This window comes from Pseudomonas sp. MWU16-30323, assembly GCF_020515595.1.
Classification (GTDB): Bacteria; Pseudomonadota; Gammaproteobacteria; order Pseudomonadales; family Pseudomonadaceae; genus Aquipseudomonas; species Aquipseudomonas yamanorum.
Window position 1 is genome coordinate 22,281 of record NZ_JAIWYM010000026.1, and the last position, 12,710, is coordinate 34,990.

24 protein-coding genes are annotated in these 12,710 nt (G+C 54.7%); all 24 read left to right on the forward strand.

All coding sequences use genetic code 11. The features are described 5' to 3' along the window. Nucleotides 1-11 precede the first annotated feature (11 nt). The 24 genes from rpsS (at nt 12) to LIY45_RS23865 (ending at nt 12,617) form a co-directional block, all read left to right on the forward strand. Nucleotides 12-287 (forward strand): 30S ribosomal protein S19, encoded by a 276-nt coding sequence (gene rpsS / locus LIY45_RS23750; protein ID WP_002555486.1) that lies wholly within the window; start codon nt 12-14, stop codon nt 285-287. A gap of 13 nt (nt 288-300) precedes the next feature. Continuing rightward, nucleotides 301-633: a 50S ribosomal protein L22 gene (gene rplV, locus LIY45_RS23755; protein WP_003210077.1), complete on the forward strand. Its 333-nt coding sequence runs from the start codon at nt 301-303 to the stop codon at nt 631-633. 13 nt (nt 634-646) lie between these two features. Continuing rightward, nucleotides 647-1,333, forward strand: a complete 687-nt coding sequence (gene rpsC, locus LIY45_RS23760) for a 30S ribosomal protein S3 (protein WP_003176422.1) — start codon at nt 647-649, stop codon at nt 1,331-1,333. A gap of 12 nt (nt 1,334-1,345) precedes the next feature. Then, nucleotides 1,346-1,759, forward strand: coding sequence for a 50S ribosomal protein L16 (gene rplP, locus LIY45_RS23765; RefSeq protein ID WP_003210075.1), 414 nt, complete (start codon nt 1,346-1,348; stop codon nt 1,757-1,759). Then, the gene (gene rpmC / locus LIY45_RS23770) at nt 1,759-1,950 is read left to right on the forward strand and encodes a 50S ribosomal protein L29 (protein ID WP_002555481.1); all 192 of its coding nucleotides are present in this window, start codon (nt 1,759-1,761) and stop codon (nt 1,948-1,950) included. Before rplP ends, rpmC begins: the two co-directional genes overlap by 1 nt. Nucleotides 1,951-1,952: 2 nt before the next feature. Beyond that, on the forward strand, nt 1,953-2,219 hold the full coding sequence (gene rpsQ, locus LIY45_RS23775; protein ID WP_003176419.1) for a 30S ribosomal protein S17: 267 nt from the start codon (nt 1,953-1,955) through the stop codon (nt 2,217-2,219). A 23-nt stretch (nt 2,220-2,242) separates the two neighbouring features. Further along, the gene (gene rplN / locus LIY45_RS23780) at nt 2,243-2,611 is read left to right on the forward strand and encodes a 50S ribosomal protein L14 (RefSeq protein WP_002555479.1); all 369 of its coding nucleotides are present in this window, start codon (nt 2,243-2,245) and stop codon (nt 2,609-2,611) included. Between the two features lie 11 nt (nt 2,612-2,622). Further along, nucleotides 2,623-2,937, forward strand: a complete 315-nt coding sequence (gene rplX / locus LIY45_RS23785) for a 50S ribosomal protein L24 (RefSeq protein WP_007896770.1) — start codon at nt 2,623-2,625, stop codon at nt 2,935-2,937. Between the two features lie 20 nt (nt 2,938-2,957). After that, nucleotides 2,958-3,497 carry a 50S ribosomal protein L5 gene (rplE, locus tag LIY45_RS23790; RefSeq protein WP_003210069.1) on the forward strand — a complete coding sequence of 180 codons (540 nt, stop codon included), beginning with the start codon at nt 2,958-2,960 and terminating at the stop codon, nt 3,495-3,497. 13 nt (nt 3,498-3,510) lie between these two features. Continuing rightward, nucleotides 3,511-3,816, forward strand: coding sequence for a 30S ribosomal protein S14 (gene rpsN / locus LIY45_RS23795; protein ID WP_003176414.1), 306 nt, complete (start codon nt 3,511-3,513; stop codon nt 3,814-3,816). A gap of 208 nt (nt 3,817-4,024) precedes the next feature. Then, nucleotides 4,025-4,417 carry a 30S ribosomal protein S8 gene (gene rpsH / locus LIY45_RS23800; protein WP_003186040.1) on the forward strand — a complete coding sequence of 131 codons (393 nt, stop codon included), beginning with the start codon at nt 4,025-4,027 and terminating at the stop codon, nt 4,415-4,417. A gap of 12 nt (nt 4,418-4,429) precedes the next feature. Beyond that, on the forward strand, nt 4,430-4,963 hold the full coding sequence (gene rplF, locus LIY45_RS23805) for a 50S ribosomal protein L6 (RefSeq protein ID WP_003176412.1): 534 nt from the start codon (nt 4,430-4,432) through the stop codon (nt 4,961-4,963). A 10-nt stretch (nt 4,964-4,973) separates the two neighbouring features. Continuing rightward, a complete protein-coding gene (gene rplR, locus LIY45_RS23810; RefSeq protein WP_003186037.1) occupies nt 4,974-5,324 on the forward strand; it encodes a 50S ribosomal protein L18 in 351 nt (116 codons plus the stop codon). Nucleotides 5,325-5,327: 3 nt separating this feature from the next. Further along, a complete protein-coding gene (rpsE, locus tag LIY45_RS23815) occupies nt 5,328-5,828 on the forward strand; it encodes a 30S ribosomal protein S5 (RefSeq protein ID WP_003186035.1) in 501 nt (166 codons plus the stop codon). Between the two features lie 2 nt (nt 5,829-5,830). Next, nucleotides 5,831-6,007 carry a 50S ribosomal protein L30 gene (gene rpmD, locus LIY45_RS23820; protein WP_003186033.1) on the forward strand — a complete coding sequence of 59 codons (177 nt, stop codon included), beginning with the start codon at nt 5,831-5,833 and terminating at the stop codon, nt 6,005-6,007. Between the two features lie 4 nt (nt 6,008-6,011). After that, complete coding sequence (gene rplO, locus LIY45_RS23825; RefSeq protein WP_003210066.1) at nt 6,012-6,449, forward strand: 50S ribosomal protein L15; 438 nt, start codon at nt 6,012-6,014, stop codon at nt 6,447-6,449. Then, nucleotides 6,450-7,778 carry a preprotein translocase subunit SecY gene (secY, locus tag LIY45_RS23830; RefSeq protein ID WP_003210064.1) on the forward strand — a complete coding sequence of 443 codons (1,329 nt, stop codon included), beginning with the start codon at nt 6,450-6,452 and terminating at the stop codon, nt 7,776-7,778. A 27-nt stretch (nt 7,779-7,805) separates the two neighbouring features. Next, the gene (gene rpmJ, locus LIY45_RS23835) at nt 7,806-7,922 is read left to right on the forward strand and encodes a 50S ribosomal protein L36 (RefSeq protein WP_002555468.1); all 117 of its coding nucleotides are present in this window, start codon (nt 7,806-7,808) and stop codon (nt 7,920-7,922) included. A 129-nt stretch (nt 7,923-8,051) separates the two neighbouring features. After that, nucleotides 8,052-8,408, forward strand: a complete 357-nt coding sequence (rpsM, locus tag LIY45_RS23840) for a 30S ribosomal protein S13 (RefSeq protein ID WP_003210063.1) — start codon at nt 8,052-8,054, stop codon at nt 8,406-8,408. 30 nt (nt 8,409-8,438) lie between these two features. Beyond that, entirely contained in the window at nt 8,439-8,828 is a 390-nt protein-coding gene (gene rpsK / locus LIY45_RS23845) for a 30S ribosomal protein S11 (protein WP_002555466.1), read from the forward strand. Between the two features lie 18 nt (nt 8,829-8,846). Then, entirely contained in the window at nt 8,847-9,467 is a 621-nt protein-coding gene (gene rpsD / locus LIY45_RS23850; protein ID WP_003210056.1) for a 30S ribosomal protein S4, read from the forward strand. A gap of 22 nt (nt 9,468-9,489) precedes the next feature. Continuing rightward, nucleotides 9,490-10,491 carry a DNA-directed RNA polymerase subunit alpha gene (gene rpoA, locus LIY45_RS23855; RefSeq protein WP_003176403.1) on the forward strand — a complete coding sequence of 334 codons (1,002 nt, stop codon included), beginning with the start codon at nt 9,490-9,492 and terminating at the stop codon, nt 10,489-10,491. A gap of 41 nt (nt 10,492-10,532) precedes the next feature. Then, entirely contained in the window at nt 10,533-10,919 is a 387-nt protein-coding gene (gene rplQ / locus LIY45_RS23860; protein WP_003210053.1) for a 50S ribosomal protein L17, read from the forward strand. Nucleotides 10,920-11,168: 249 nt separating this feature from the next. Next, nucleotides 11,169-12,617 carry a catalase gene (locus LIY45_RS23865; protein ID WP_226477789.1) on the forward strand — a complete coding sequence of 483 codons (1,449 nt, stop codon included), beginning with the start codon at nt 11,169-11,171 and terminating at the stop codon, nt 12,615-12,617. Nucleotides 12,618-12,710 lie beyond the last annotated feature (93 nt).

Genomic DNA, 12,710 nt, shown 5'->3' on the forward strand with positions numbered 1-12,710 from the left:
GGGATACGACAGTGCCACGTTCTCTGAAAAAAGGTCCTTTTATTGATCTTCACCTACTGAAGAAGATCGAAGTGGCGGCGGAAAAGAATGATCGCAAACCGGTGAAAACCTGGTCGCGTCGTTCGATGATCCTGCCACAAATGGTCGGTCTGACCATTGCAGTGCATAACGGTCGTCAACATGTTCCAGTTCTCGTGAACGAAGACATGGTCGGCCACAAACTAGGCGAGTTTGCCGGTACCCGCACATATCGTGGGCACGTGGCAGACAAGAAAGCCAAGCGTTAAGGGGTAAGGAACGATGGAAGTAGCCGCTAAGTTGTCGGGCGCTCGAATCTCCGCCCAGAAAGCCCGCTTGGTCGCCGACCAGATCCGCGGGAAGAAGGTGGGCGAAGCGCTCAACCTGTTGGCTTTCAGCAGTAAGAAAGCCGCCGAGATCATCAAGAAAGTGCTGGAGTCGGCCGTAGCCAACGCCGAGCACAACGAAGGCGCAGACGTTGATGACCTGAAGGTCAGCACCGTTTTCGTCAACGAAGGGCGTTCGCTGAAGCGCATCATGCCTCGTGCCAAAGGCCGAGCTGATCGCATCGTCAAGCGGTCTTGCCATATCACTGTCAAGGTTGCTGACAAGTAACGGAGTCGAAGAGATGGGTCAGAAAGTACATCCCATTGGCATTCGCCTGGGAATCGTCAAGGAGCACACCTCCGTCTGGTACGCAGACGGTCGGACTTATGCGGACTACTTGTTCGCTGATCTGAAGGTGCGTGAGTATCTCCAAGACAAACTAAAAAGCGCGTCCGTGAGCCGTATCGATATCCATCGTCCTGCTCAAACTGCACGTATCACCATCCACACCGCTCGTCCAGGTATCGTTATCGGGAAGAAAGGTGAAGATGTTGAGAAACTGCGTCAGGACCTGACCAAGCAAATGGGTGTGCCTGTGCACATCAATATCGAAGAGATCCGCAAGCCGGAGCTCGACGGTATGCTGGTTGCGCAGAGCGTAGCTCAGCAGCTGGAGCGTCGCGTAATGTTCCGTCGCGCTATGAAGCGCGCAGTACAGAACGCCATGCGCATTGGTGCCAAAGGCATCAAAATCCAAGTGAGCGGTCGTCTCGGCGGTGCTGAAATCGCACGTACTGAATGGTATCGCGAAGGTCGTGTGCCACTGCACACCCTGCGTGCCGACATCGACTATGCCAACTACGAAGCTCACACCACTTACGGTGTGATCGGTGTAAAGGTTTGGATCTTCAAAGGCGAAGTAATTGGTGGTCGCCAAGAAGAACTGAAACCACAAGCACCAGCGCCTCGTAAAAAAGCTGCTAAGTAAGGGGTACGCCAAATGTTGCAACCAAAGCGTACGAAGTTCCGCAAGCAGATGACAGGCCACAACCGTGGTCTGGCTCAGCGCGGTAGCAAAGTCAGCTTCGGCGAATATGCGCTGAAGTCTGTAGCTCGTGGTCGTCTCACCGCTCGTCAGATCGAGTCAGCGCGTCGTGCTCTGACCCGTCACGTTAAACGTGGCGGCAAGATCTGGATCCGTGTATTCCCGGACAAGCCTATCTCCAAAAAGCCCCTCGAAGTTCGTATGGGTAAAGGTAAGGGTAACGTGGAATATTGGGTTGCCCAGATTCAGCCAGGCAAAGTCCTGTATGAAATCGAGGGTGTTACTGAAGAGCTGGCGCGTGAGGCTTTCGCCCTGGCTGCTGCAAAGCTGCCGCTCGCCACCTCCTTTGTTAAACGGACGGTGATGTGATGAAAGCGAATGAACTTCGTGAAAAATCCGCACAGCAGCTGAACGAGCAACTGCTCGGCCTGCTGCGCGACCAGTTCAATCTGCGTATGCAGAAAGCAACTGGCCAGTTGGGGCAGTCTCATCTGCTCTCGCAAGTTAAGCGTGACATTGCTCGCGTGAAGACTGTGCTCAACCAGCAGGCAGGTAAGTGATCATGGCTGAAGCCGAAAAGACTGTCCGTACGCTGACTGGCCGTGTTGTCAGCGACAAGATGGACAAAACCATCACCGTTTTGATCGAGCGTCGCGTTAAGCACCCGATCTACGGTAAATACGTTAAGCGTTCGACTAAGCTGCACGCGCACGACGAAACCAACCAGTGCCACATCGGCGACAAAGTCACTATTCGTGAAACTCGTCCGCTGGCCAAGACCAAGTCTTGGGCCCTGGTTGATGTTCTCGAACGCGCTGTGGAAGTCTAAGGACTAGGGGTCGGAGAAATTATATGATTCAGACTCAATCCATGCTCGATGTGGCCGATAACAGCGGCGCACGCCGCGTTATGTGCATCAAGGTGCTGGGTGGCTCCCATCGTCGTTACGCTGGTATCGGTGACATCATCAAAGTTACCGTGAAGGAAGCAATTCCTCGCGGTAAAGTGAAAAAAGGCCAAGTGATGACTGCTGTTGTAGTCCGCACTCGTCACGGCGTACGTCGTGCAGATGGCTCCATTATCCGCTTTGATGGCAACGCTGCTGTTCTTCTGAACAACAAGCAAGAGCCGATCGGCACCCGTATCTTTGGGCCAGTGACCCGTGAACTTCGTACTGAGAAGTTCATGAAGATCGTCTCGCTCGCCCCAGAAGTGCTGTAAGGAGATCCGACATGCAAAAGATTCGTCGTGACGACGAGATCATCGTGATCGCCGGCAAAGACAAAGGTAAGCGCGGTAAGGTGCTGAAGGTTCTTGCTGATGACCGTCTGGTCGTTGGTGGTCTGAACCTGGTCAAGCGTCATACCAAGCCTAACCCGATGTCGGGCGTACAAGGCGGTATCGTCGAGAAAGAAGCGCCACTGCACGCTTCTAACGTCGCCATCTTCAACGGCGAAACCAACAAGGCTGACCGCGTTGGTTTCAAAGTAGAAGACGGTAAGAAAATTCGTGTCTTCAAGTCGACCCAAAAAGCGGTTGATGCTTGAACACTGCTAGGTAGAAGACCATGGCACGACTAAAAGAGATTTACCGGAAGGAAATCGCACCGAAACTTAAGGAAGAACTTAAGCTTTCGAACGTGATGGAAGTTCCGCGCGTTACAAAAATCACCCTGAACATGGGTCTGGGCGAAGCGATCGGCGACAAAAAAGTCATCGAGCACGCTGTTGCTGACCTGGAAAAGATCACCGGCCAAAAAGTCGTTGTGACCTACGCTCGCAAATCCATCGCTGGCTTTAAAGTCCGTGAAGGTTGGCCGATCGGCGTCAAAGTGACTCTGCGCCGTGAGCGTATGTACGAATTCCTGGATCGTCTGCTGTCGATCTCCCTGCCTCGGGTCCGCGACTTCCGCGGCCTGAATGCCAAGTCCTTCGATGGTCGTGGTAACTACAGCATGGGCGTTAAAGAGCAGATCATCTTCCCGGAAATCGACTACGACAAGATCGATGCTCTCCGCGGTCTGGACATCACCCTGACCACCACTGCCAAGAACGATGATGAAGGCCGCGCTCTGCTGCGTGCGTTCAAATTCCCGTTCCGCAACTGATTGGAGTAGGACCATGGCCAAGATGAGCATGAAAAACCGCGAGCTGAAGCGTCAGCTCACGGTTGCCAAGTACGCCAAGAAGCGTGCAGCACTGAAAGCAATCATCGTTGATCTGAACGCAAGTCCAGAAGCACGTTGGGAAGCTACAGTTGCTCTGCAGAAGCAGCCACGTGACGCAAGCGCTTCGCGCATGCGTAACCGCTGCCGCCTGACCGGTCGTCCACACGGCGTTTACCGCAAGTTCGGCCTCGGCCGTAACAAACTGCGTGAAGCGGCAATGCGTGGTGACGTGCCAGGTCTGGTTAAAGCCAGCTGGTAAGTACTTTCGAAGTCCAGGTGGCCAGGATCGCAAGATACTGACCGCCGGTGGCCTAGAATCTGGAACAAGCCCCTTTTGGGGCTTGTTTCATTTCCGGAGTGTGTCTAAAATACGCGGCTCGCCTGAGCCCGTGTGTTTTGTGCTCGGAGATTCTCGGCGACACGTAATGGCCGCAAGGCTAATTTTTTTGTATTAGGAGCGTCTAGCCATGAGTATGCAGGACCCGTTAGCGGACATGCTAACTCGTATCCGTAATGCCCAGATGGCTGAAAAGTCCGTCGTAAGCATGCCATCTTCCACGTTGAAGGTAGCTGTTGCCAAAGTCCTGAAAGACGAAGGCTACATTGCGGGTTATCAGATCAGCAGCGAAATCAAACCACTGCTGTCCATCGAGCTGAAGTACTTCGAAGGCCGTCCGGTCATCGAAGAAGTGAAGCGCGTTAGCCGTCCAGGCCTGCGTCAGTACAAGTCCGTCGATGATCTGCCAAAAGTTCGTGGCGGTCTCGGTGTGTCTATCGTCTCCACCAACAAAGGTGTGATGACGGATCGTGCTGCGCGCGCTGCCGGTGTCGGCGGCGAAGTTCTTTGCACTGTGTTCTAAGGGGGGATAAGCATGTCACGCGTCGCTAAGAACCCCGTTAAGCTGCCAGCCGGTGTCGAAGTAAAATTCGCAGGCCAACAGCTTTCGGTGAAGGGTGCCAAGGGCACTCTGGAACTGAACATCCATTCGTCCGTTGAGATCGTTGAAGAAGCTGGTGAGCTGCGTTTCGCTGCTCGCAATGGCGATCAACAAACTCGCGCAATGGCCGGTACCACTCGTGCGTTGGTAAACAACATGGTCCAAGGCGTAAGCCAAGGCTTCGAGCGTAAGCTCCAGCTGGTCGGTGTTGGTTACAAAGCGCAAGCAAAAGGCACGGTTCTGAACCTGGCCCTTGGCTTCTCGCACCCAGTGGATTACGAACTGCCGGAAGGCATCACCGCTGAGACCCCAAGCCAAACCGATATCCTGATCAAGGGTATTGATAAGCAGCTGGTAGGTCAGGTGGCCGCTGAGATCCGCGACTTCCGTCCACCAGAGCCGTACAAAGGCAAAGGTGTGCGCTACGCGGACGAAGTCGTCCGTCGTAAAGAAGCCAAGAAGAAGTAGGGCATAGCAAATGACCGACAAAAAAGTTACTCGACTGCGTCGCGCTCGCAAAGCACGCCTGAAAATGCACGAACTCGAAGTCGTGCGTCTCTGCGTGTTCCGCTCGTCGCAGCACATCTACGCCCAGGTCATCTCGGCCGACGGCAACAAAGTCCTGGCAAGCGCCTCGACTTTGGATAAAGAACTGCGTGATGGTGCCACTGGCAACATCGACGCGGCCACTAAGGTTGGCCAGCTGGTCGCTACGCGTGCTAAGGCCGCTGGCGTCTCGCAAGTGGCTTTCGACCGCTCTGGCTTCAAGTACCACGGCCGCGTGAAAGCGCTGGCTGATGCTGCTCGTGAAGCTGGGCTGGAGTTCTAAGTTATGTCAAATAACGACCAAAAGCGCGACGAAGGCTACATTGAGAAGCTGGTTCAAGTTAACCGCGTAGCCAAAACCGTTAAAGGCGGCCGTATCTTCACTTTCACCGCGTTGACCGTGGTAGGTGATGGTAAAGGGCGCGTTGGCTTCGGCCGTGGCAAGTCACGTGAAGTGCCTGCTGCGATCCAGAAGGCAATGGAAGCTGCTCGTCGCAACATGATCCAAGTTGATCTGAACGGCACCACTCTGCAGTACGCAATGAAGTCCGCTCACGGCGCTTCGAAGGTGTACATGCAGCCTGCTTCTGAAGGTACCGGTATCATCGCTGGCGGCGCTATGCGTGCTGTCCTCGAAGTTGCTGGCGTTCAGAACGTTCTGGCCAAGTGCTACGGCTCGACTAACCCGGTAAACGTGGTTCACGCCACTTTTAAAGGTTTGAAGGCTATGCAGTCTCCTGAATCCATTGCCGCCAAGCGTGGCAAAAGCGTCAAGGAGATCTTCTGATCATGGCTACCGTTAAAGTAACGCTGATCAAAAGCATGACCGGCCGCATCCCTAACCACAAATTGTGCGTTAAGGGTTTGGGTCTGCGTCGCATCGGTCACACTGTAGAAGTACTTGATACTCCCGAGAATCGCGGGATGATCAACAAGGCTTACTACATGCTGCGTGTCGAGGGTTAATTCGATGAAACTCAATGATCTGAGTCCAGCGCCGGGTTCCCGTCGCGAAAAGCATCGTCCGGGCCGTGGTATCGGTAGTGGTTTGGGCAAGACCGGTGGCCGTGGCCACAAAGGTCAGTCCTCCCGCTCCGGTGGCACCATCGCTCCAGGCTTTGAAGGCGGTCAACAGCCGCTGCATCGTCGCCTGCCGAAGTTCGGTTTCGTTTCCCTGAAAGCCATGGACCGCGCAGAAGTGCGTCTGTCCGAGCTGGCCAAAGTGGAAGGCGACATCGTTACCGTGCAGACCCTGAAAGATGCCAACGTGATCAACGTCAACGTACAGCGTGTGAAAATCATGCTGTCCGGTGAAGTGACTCGCGCTGTCACTATCGGCAAGGGAATCGGCGCCACCAAAGGTGCGCGTTCGGCTATCGAAGCAGCTGGCGGCAAGTTCGAGGAATAAATGGCTAAGCAAGGTGCTCTCTCAGCGCTCGGCAAAGGCGGTATGTCTGAACTTTGGGCTCGTCTGCGTTTTCTGTTCCTGGCGATTATCGTCTACCGAATAGGCGCACACATCCCGGTTCCAGGTATCAACCCGGACCGACTCGCAGACCTGTTTCGACAGAATGAGGGGACCATTCTTAGCTTGTTCAACATGTTTTCCGGCGGCGCGCTGGAACGGATGAGCATCTTTGCACTGGGGATCATGCCGTACATCTCGGCATCGATCATCATGCAACTGATGACCGCCGTTAGCCCGCAGCTGGAGCAGTTGAAGAAGGAAGGTGAAGCTGGTCGTCGCAAGATAAGCCAGTACACCCGCTACGGCACTGTCATCCTCGCCCTGGTCCAGGCTATCGGCATGTCCGTTGGTCTGGCGGGGCAGGGTGTTGCGTTCACTGGTGACTTTGGCTTCCATTTCGTCGCGGTATCCACTTTTGTGGCTGGTGCGATGTTCATGATGTGGCTGGGTGAGCAGATTACTGAGCGTGGTGTTGGTAACGGTATCTCGATGTTGATTTTCGCAGGTATCGTTGCCGGTCTTCCGAGAGCGATTGGGCAGTCTTTCGAGTCTGCGCGTCAGGGTGATATCAATATCTTCGCCTTGGTTGCCATCGGTTTGTTGGCAGTAGCGATTATCGGTTTTGTGGTGTTCATTGAGCGTGGCCAGCGTCGTATTGCTGTTCACTACGCCAAGCGTCAGCAGGGCCGTAAGGTCTTTGCCGCGCAGACCAGCCACTTGCCGCTGAAAGTGAACATGGCCGGGGTTATTCCTGCCATTTTCGCGAGCAGCATTTTGCTGTTTCCGGCTTCGTTGGGTGCCTGGTTCGGTCAGTCTGAAGGTATGGGCTGGTTGCAGGACATCTCGCAGTCGATCGCTCCTGGTCAGCCGTTGAATATTCTGCTGTTTAGTGCAGGGATTATTTTCTTCTGCTTCTTCTATACGGCGTTGATGTTCAATCCGAAAGACGTAGCGGAAAACCTGAAGAAGTCCGGTGCCTTTATTCCGGGCATTCGTCCAGGTGAGCAGTCTGCGCGCTACATTGATGGCGTTCTGACTCGCTTGACCATGTTCGGTGCTCTATATATGACGGCCGTGTGCTTGTTGCCCCAGTTCCTGGTGGTTGCAGCAAACGTTCCGTTCTACCTTGGCGGGACCTCGTTGCTGATCGTCGTCGTGGTTGTGATGGACTTCATGTCCCAAGTACAATCGCACCTCGTTTCGCACCAGTACGAATCCCTGATGAAGAAAGCCAACCTGAAGGGTTACGGCAGCGGCATGTTGCGCTGAGTACCCATAAGGTTCGAGGAGTTGGTGATGAAAGTTCGTGCATCGGTGAAAAAGCTGTGCCGTAACTGCAAGATTATTCGCCGCGAAGGTGTTGTTCGAGTAATTTGCAGCGCGGAACCGCGTCACAAACAGCGCCAAGGCTGAGTGTGATCCGCTTGAAGCCCGGCAGCTAGTGCGCTGCCGGGTTGATTATTTGTTATTACAGCGATATTATCTCGCGCCCTATTTCTTGGCTTCCGGGGCGTAGGTAGCTGTCAATTGGAGTCCCACTGAATGGCCCGTATTGCAGGCGTTAACATTCCAGATAACAAGCACACTGTTATCTCGCTGACCTACATCTATGGTGTTGGTCGCACTACTGCGCAGAAAATTTGCGCAGACACTGGGGTAAACCCAGCCGCAAAGATCAAAGATCTGAGCGACGAGCAGATTGAGCTGTTGCGTGGCGAAGTGGCGAAGTTCACCACTGAAGGTGACCTGCGTCGCGAAATCAACATGAAAATCAAGCGTTTGATGGACCTCGGTTGCTACCGTGGTCTGCGTCATCGTCGTGGTCTTCCAGTACGCGGTCAGCGTACCAAGACTAACGCGCGTACCCGTAAAGGTCCGCGTAAGCCGATCCGCAAGTAATCGCCCACGCGAATCGACAGGAAATTAATCATGGCAAAACCTGCTGCTCGTCCTCGTAAAAAAGTTAAAAAGACAGTGGTTGATGGCATCGCCCACATCCATGCATCTTTTAACAACACAATCGTGACCATCACCGACCGTCAAGGTAACGCGCTTTCTTGGGCTACCTCCGGTGGTTCGGGTTTCCGCGGTTCCCGCAAGTCCACCCCGTTTGCTGCTCAAGTAGCTGCTGAACGTGCTGGTCAAGCTGCGCTGGAATATGGCCTGAAAAACCTCGACGTTAACGTCAAAGGTCCAGGTCCAGGTCGTGAGTCTGCTGTCCGTGCATTGAACGGCTGTGGCTATAAGATCGCCAGCATCACCGACGTGACGCCAATCCCGCACAACGGGTGCCGTCCGCCGAAGAAGCGCCGCGTGTAATCCAGGAGATTGTAAAGAATGGCTCGTTACATTGGTCCAAAATGCAAACTCGCTCGTCGTGAAGGCACCGATCTCTTTCTGAAGAGCGGCGTGCGCGCGATCGAATCGAAGTGCAACATTGAAGCAGCACCTGGTATCCACGGCCAACGCCGCGGTCGCCAGTCCGATTACGGCACCCAACTGCGTGAAAAGCAGAAGGTCCGTCGTATCTACGGCGTTCTCGAGCGTCAGTTCAGCGGCTACTACAAAGAAGCTGCTGGCAAGAAAGGTGCAACCGGTGAAAACCTGCTGCAACTGCTCGAATGCCGTCTGGACAACGTTGTATACCGTATGGGCTTTGGTTCGACTCGTGCCGAATCCCGTCAGCTGGTATCGCACAAATCCGTCAGCGTAAACGGCCAAACCGTTAACGTCCCGTCGTACCAGGTTCGTGCTGGTGACGTGGTCGCGATTCGCGAGAAAGCAAAAAATCAACTTCGCATTGTCCAAGCTCTCGATCTGTGTGCCCAACGTGGCCGCGTAGAATGGGTAGAAGTAGACACTGAGAAGAAGTCGGGCGTTTTCAAGAACGTTCCTGCTCGCAGTGATCTGTCCGCCGACATCAACGAAAGCCTGATTGTCGAGCTCTACTCCAAGTAAGGGCTAGAAAATAGGTGCATCCATGCAGATTTCGGTAAATGAGTTCCTGACACCCCGTCACATTGATGTGCAGGTTGTCAGTCCAACCCGCGCCAAGATCACTCTCGAGCCTCTCGAGCGTGGTTTTGGCCACACCCTGGGCAACGCGCTGCGCCGCATCCTGTTGTCCTCAATGCCCGGCTGTGCAGTAGTCGAGGCCGAGATTGACGGTGTGCTCCACGAGTACAGCGCCATCGAAGGTGTACAGGAAGACGTAATTGAAATCCTGTTGAACCTTAAAGGTCTGGCTATCAAGCTGCACGGCCGTGACGAAGTTACGCTGACCTTGTCGAAGAAGGGTTCGGGGGTGGTTACCGCTGCCGATATTCAGCTGGATCATGATGTCGAGATCGTTAATCCCGATCACGTAATCGCTAACCTGGCGTCTAACGGCGCCCTGAACATGAAGCTCACCGTAGCTCGTGGTCGTGGTTATGAACCGGCCGACTCGCGTCAGAGCGATGAAGACGAAAGCCGCAGCATTGGTCGCTTGCAGCTCGACTCTTCGTTCAGCCCGGTTCGCCGTATCGCATACGTGGTGGAAAACGCCCGTGTCGAACAGCGTACTAACCTGGACAAGCTGGTTATTGATCTGGAAACCAACGGTACTCTGGATCCTGAAGAGGCTATCCGCCGCGCTGCAACCATTCTGCAACAGCAGTTGGCTGCGTTCGTCGACCTCAAAGGTGACAGCGAACCAGTGGTAATCGAGCAGGAAGACGAGATCGATCCGATCCTGCTTCGCCCGGTTGACGATCTGGAACTGACTGTACGTTCGGCTAACTGCCTTAAGGCGGAAAACATTTACTACATCGGCGATCTGATTCAGCGCACCGAAGTAGAACTGTTGAAGACTCCGAACCTGGGCAAGAAATCCTTGACTGAAATCAAGGACGTTCTGGCCTCCCGCGGTCTGTCCCTCGGCATGCGCCTCGACAACTGGCCGCCTGCAAGTCTTAAGAAGGACGACAAGGCGACTGCCTGATCGTCGTAATCACCGAACGTGAGTTTGGTAAGGAATGAACCATGCGTCATCGTAAAAGTGGTCGTCACCTGAGCCGTACCAGCTCGCACCGTAAGGCTATGTTCCAGAACATGGCGGTGTCGCTGTTCGAGCACGAGCTGATCAAAACTACACTGCCGAAAGCTAAAGAACTGCGTCGCGTTGCTGAGCCGCTGATTACTTTGGCCAAGACAGACAGCCTGGCTAACCGCCGTCTGGCTTTCGACCGTACTCGTTCGAAAGCTATCGTTGGTAAGCTCTTCAACGACCTGGGCAAGCGTTACGCTACCCGTGAGGGTGGCTACCTGCGCATCCTCAAGTGCGGTTTCCGCGCTGGTGACAACGCGCCTATGGCGTACGTTGAGCTGATCGATCGTCCAGTTGGCGGTGAAGCTGTATCCGCTGAGTAAGACGTCAGCCTGTAACGAAGAACCGGGCCTAGTGCCCGGTTTTTTGTGCGCGGTAGAAAACTGGAATTACCTCGAGCGAATACGTATTTGGCTTATGAAACTGTTTTTTGCTATCCGTACGGATAGCTCGTTAGTTAATTTCTATTGATGCTCATGATTTAATGAATTTGATGGTGTCATCTTCCTGGTCGATACTCCCCCCAAGCCGATTAGCCGGCAGTTCCAAGACTGACCTGAGGAAGATTGAGCATGAGCCAGAATAAAACCCTTACTACCGCCAGCGGCGCCCCCGTTGCCGATAACCAGAATTCCCGTTCGGCCGGCCCACGCGGGCCATTGCTGCTCGACGATTTTCACCTGATCGAGAAGCTCGCCCACTTCAACCGTGAAAACATCCCTGAGCGTCGCGTACACGCCAAAGGCTCGGGTGCCTACGGTACCTTCACCGTCACCCAGGACATCACTCAGTACACCAGCGCCAAGCTGTTCGAGTCCGTGGGTAAGCAAACTCCGACCTTCCTGCGCTTCTCCACGGTCGGTGGCGAGCGCGGTTCGGCTGACACTGAGCGCGACCCACGTGGTTTCGCCTTGAAGTTCTATACCGAAGAAGGCAACTGGGACATCGTTGGCAACAACACCCCGGTGTTCTTCATCCGTGATCCACTGAAATTCCCAGACTTTATCCACACCCAAAAGCGCCTGCCGCAAAGCAACCTGAAAAGTGCGCAGATGATGTGGGACTTTTGGTCGCACTCTCCTGAGGCGCTGCATCAGGTCACCATCCTGTTTTCGGACCGCGGCATCCCGGACGGCTACCGTCACATGCACGGCTTCGGCAGCCACACCTACAGCCTGATCAACGCCCAAGGCGTGCGTCACTGGGTGAAGTGGCACTACAAGACCAAGCAGGGCATCAAGAACCTGGCGCCGGCTGACGCTGCACGCTTGGCGGGTACCGACCCTGATTATGCCCAGCGCGATCTGTTCGGGGCTATCGAGCGCGGTGACTTTCCGAAATGGCGCGTGTGCATCCAGATCATGACGGAAGCCCAGGCAAACGCGCACTACGAGAACCCGTTCGACGTGACCAAGACCTGGTCGCAGAAAGAGTTCCCGCTGATCGAAGTGGGCGAACTGGAGCTGAACCGCAACCCGCTGAACTACTTCGCTGAAGTTGAGCAGGCGGCTTTCGGTCCAAGCAACATGGTTCCGGGTGTTGGCTTGTCGCCAGACCGCATGCTGCAAGGCCGTGTGTTCGCTTACGCCGATGCGCACCGCTACCGTGTAGGCACCAACCATCAGCAGTTGCCGGTGAACGCGCCACGCAGCCCGGTCAACAGCTACCAGCGTGACGGCTCGATGGCATTCGGCGCCAATGGCGGTGCGGCTCCCAACTACGAGCCAAACAGCTATGCCGATGCACCGAAGCAGGCTCCTCAGTATGCCGAGCCAGCCTTGGCCCTGAGCGGTGCGGCGGATCGTTACGATCACTGCGAGGACACCGACTACTACAGCCACGCCGGTGCGCTGTTCCGCCTGATGAATGATGAGCAGAAAGCCCTGCTGATCAACAACATCGCCGGCGCCATGGCAGGGGTTTCCAGCGACGTGGTCCAGCGCCAGTTGCAGTACTTCTTCAAGGCAGATCCGGCTTATGGAGAAGGGATCGCATCTGCACTGGGTGTATCGCTTAACTAACTCTAAACGATAAGCAGAACCGCCCTCATTTGGGCGGTTTTTGCGTTATTTAAGCTACTTTTCACCGGAAATCTTCACTTTTCTGCCGTTGGT